The sequence below is a fragment of the Oleiphilus sp. HI0123 genome (assembly GCF_001635315.1).
The window spans coordinates 1-3735 of the sequence record NZ_LWGE01000311.1; the positions used below are offsets into that span (position 1 = coordinate 1).

Consider the following 3735-nt stretch of genomic DNA (forward strand, 5'->3'; position numbering starts at 1 on the left):
ACCTGGGCATTCTCCCTTACTACCTATTTATGTATGACCGTGTTTCAGGCGCAGCGCATTTCGAGGTCTCTGAGCGCGAAGCATTTAAGCTCTATAAGCAACTTCTTGGCGCTCTGCCTGGTTATCTCGTTCCTCGCCTCAGTCAGGAAATCCCGGGGCAAAACTCTAAGAGCCTGGCAACATTTAGTTGGCCATAAATAATGTGCTACTGAGAACTAAATCGAGCCTGTAACGCGATTTAACAATTCAAGCCACACTTTTTCCCCCTCATTCAAGACAATACCATAATCCCTGCTATGCTAGTTATAAGCGTATTATGGCTACGGTTTCGCATAATTTTCTGACTAGATGCTGACCCGTACAAGCAAAATAAGTAGCCTCTTACTACAAATTTAGGAATCATGAATGCACGGCCAAGATATAGAATTAAATTTATCCACCCCCGAGCAAACTTTAATCAGTTTTTCTTTTGCTGAACATACTCCAGCAGCAATTAAAGCTTGGGTGAAGGATTTGCCGATGGCTAATGTGGGAGAGCTCTCACGCCAGTTATACCAGGCAATAATCGAGTTTAATAAGCTGACTCTTCCTCCTCTAACACGAATGCAAATTCTGGAACTATTGAGGCCGCCAATAGACTATGTATGTAAGGAGCTGTCTAAACACTTCCTTAATCAGTCAGTTGTACTAAGTGAAAAACAGCAAAAAATTGCTAACCTGACTCAAGCTATCCAAATACATCTCGCAACCTCGTATAAGATAATTCTTATCGATAGCGTGCCTAACATTAATAGCGAAAAAGTCAGGAAAAACTTTACTTGTGCTGCTCATAGGATGATGTCCGAGTATGGGCAAGTCCTGCTCCGATCTAATCAGCTTTATATTCACACTCCCAGAGATATCTGGGTCGAAATGCATCAGGTTTTCTACTTTGCTGAACAACACAATTTACTGAAATATACCGTTGCAGACGATCAAAGAAGAGACGGACGAGAAACTCGAATAGATCAAGTCTATAAACAGAATCTCTTACTAAGCTGCTGTCGCCCTAACCAGCTACGTCAAAACGATATACAGATTGCTTATTACGCTTTCGAATTGTGGTCAGACCTAGTTGACATCGGTGCCGATCAAATCGATGAATCAGTCTTTGTAATCAATATCGAGCAAGATCTACCACCTCGATACAAAAGCTTACTTAAAAGTACCAGTGCCAGCCATTATGGCTTTAACACGACCGAACTAGTGAGCAGACTAAATGAACACCTTAACACTGAAGTAGAGCAGGCAAAGTCAAAGAAGCGTATTGAAAAAGAGCCGATCATAGCACTGCCTAAGCATATTTCCGACGTCGTTTTGGATCATTTACATCATTCATTCGGTGTATTAACCAAGCGCAGCTTTAAACGGGTAGAAGATGAGGGTGCCCTAAACCTATGTGTTGGTTTAAGTGCAAGCCACTATTACACCTCGGGAAAAGTCGAGTTCCACACACAAATGCTTCAACATGCATCCGGTTCAACCTCAGGTGATGACAATATTTTCCTAAGTGCCACCAATCAGTCTCAGGATGGTTGGGGTGACAGCTATGATGCCGGTAGTCATTCGGCGACTACGCCCTCCGACGCGCCCATTTCCTATGACCGAGCAATCGATGACAAGCTCGACAGCGCTTACCCGAAGTACACAGTTCCTTTAGTCAATACAAGCCCTGGTGGCTATTGTCTGCAATGGGAAGGTGAAGTACCAAGCAATATTCAAGCGGGTGAAATAATTTCCTTGCGTGAAAATGCTCAGCAAGCATGGAGCATCGCGGTTATTCGCTGGATCAGACATATCAAGCAGCAAGGTACCCAGGTAGGGATCGAACTATTAGCGCCTAGCGCTAAGCCATGTGGTGTCCAATTGCTTCAGAAGACGGGAGACCCTAGCGAGTACCTAAGAGGACTCCTGTTACCAGAACTGAGTGCCATAGGTCAGCCTACGACACTTATTACACCCAGGCTTCCCTTCATGTCCGGTCATAAGGTATCGATTCGAGCCAATGGCGCCGAAGGAAAATGTAATTTAGAAACACGTGTATCAGCGACCGGTAGCTTTAGTCAATTTGAACTGTCAGAAAACAAACAAATGAAAGAGCTGACTGAAAATCGGGTTCCTGATATTGAGGTAGGCGACAACGATGATGACTTCGACTCATTGTGGCCGACACTATAAATAGAGAACTGAAAACGAAAATAGAGCACACCATAAGCGCTCTATATTAATAACTTGCCTGGTTTAACAGGTATATATTTTTTGAACATTAAGAGCAGTATCCCAAGTCAATGAGCAAAATAAACGACACAATTTATCTACTTATTCTCGACCCATCAGAGAACGACGCAGAAAAGCTAATCAGCCTGTTGCGCAATGCCGGCATACCTACCCGGGCAAAGCGTATCGAGTCTGAAGAAGAGTTCGTCGATGCGCTTGAAGAGCAGTCTTGGGATCTATTTGTTGCCCGCGAAAAAGAAGCTGACTTTGATATAAACCAAGCCCTAGTGCATATACGCCAAAAAGACCGCGATTTGCCCTTTATCGTCTTAAGTGATGCTTATGACGATGAGCAGCTGGTTAAGCACATGAAAGCCGGCGCAAAAGATGTCGTACCTTTCGAAAATGATAAACACATAGTCGTCGTACTGCGACGAGAGTTAGAGAGTCGAGCCGATCGTAAAAAGTTGCGTTTAATGGAAGCAAAAATTCGCGATGCAGAGCACCGCTGTGAATTGTTACTCGATAGCTCAAAAGATGCCATTGCTTATATCAGTGATGGTATGCACATCTATGCCAACAGCTCCTATATGCAGTTCCTTGGCTACGATGATATCGATGAAATGATCTGCATTCCTGTGCTTGATACCTTTAATTCAGAATCACAAAGCAGCTTCAAAGAGCTATCTAAGCCTTTTTCAGATAACCCGCAAGCCGAAAAGACCGAAGCAACAACCTGCATATCCATTCGTGAAGATGGTACTGAAATTAGCGCAACCATGAGCCTTTCCGCTGCAACTTACGACGGCGAAGACTGCCTACAAATTATTATCCGTCCAGAGCATGACAATGAAGAACTTGCGGAAAAGATAAAAGAACTCAGCCAACAGGATCTGCTAACAGGTTTATATAACCGCCAATACTTTATGGAACAACTGCACGATGCAAAAGAATGTGCGGTAAATAATAGTACGCATGCAGGCGTACTTTACCTGGCCATCGATAACTTTCAGAAGATAAAAACCAATTTTGGCATGGCTGATGCCGACCTGGTACTACGCGACCTGGCTCATGTTATTGATAGCAACCGAAAGAGCGACCATCACCTGGCTCGATTAAGCGACGATGTTTTTGGCCTAATATGCCCGGCACAAAATGGAGATGATGCCGTTGAAGTCGCCCAAGCTTATGGTCAGGCTGTTGAAGATCACTTATTTGAGGTCGATGGAAAAACAATTCAGATAACACTTAGTACTGGTGTCACTTTGATAACTGAGAATGCCCCCGCCATCAATGATATTCTAGGTAGAGCTCAAACGGCGTCTCAAGAACTCGCTTCTCAGGACAACGCTGAAGAGATAAATGGAGTCAAACTGTACACGATTCAAACTGATAAGCCTTTAGATGACCATGACATGGCAATGGAGCTGATTCAGGATGCAATCGACAATGACAAATTCAAGCTGCTCTTCCAACCGA

Annotated in this window: 2 protein-coding genes and 1 pseudogene; all 3 read left to right on the forward strand. The window is 43.8% G+C overall.

The annotated features are described in order from the left end of the window. A pseudogene (locus tag A3761_RS26745) lies at positions 1-197 on the forward strand (EF-P beta-lysylation protein EpmB); the annotation flags it as partial. 208 nt (positions 198-405) lie between these two features. Continuing rightward, positions 406-2217 (forward strand): hypothetical protein, encoded by a 1812-nt coding sequence (locus tag A3761_RS02960; protein WP_068509967.1) that lies wholly within the window; start codon positions 406-408, stop codon positions 2215-2217. Positions 2218-2327: 110 nt separating this feature from the next. Beyond that, positions 2328-3735, forward strand: a 1408-nt coding sequence (locus tag A3761_RS02965) for a diguanylate cyclase (protein ID WP_068749788.1), incomplete at its 3' end; no start/stop codon positions are given.

Bases quoted from the DNA above. Each gene is read 5' to 3' on its own strand.
- A3761_RS02960 (WP_068509967.1), top strand. From the start codon at position 406: ATGCACGGCCAAGATATAGAATTAAATTTATCCACCCCCGAGCAAACT.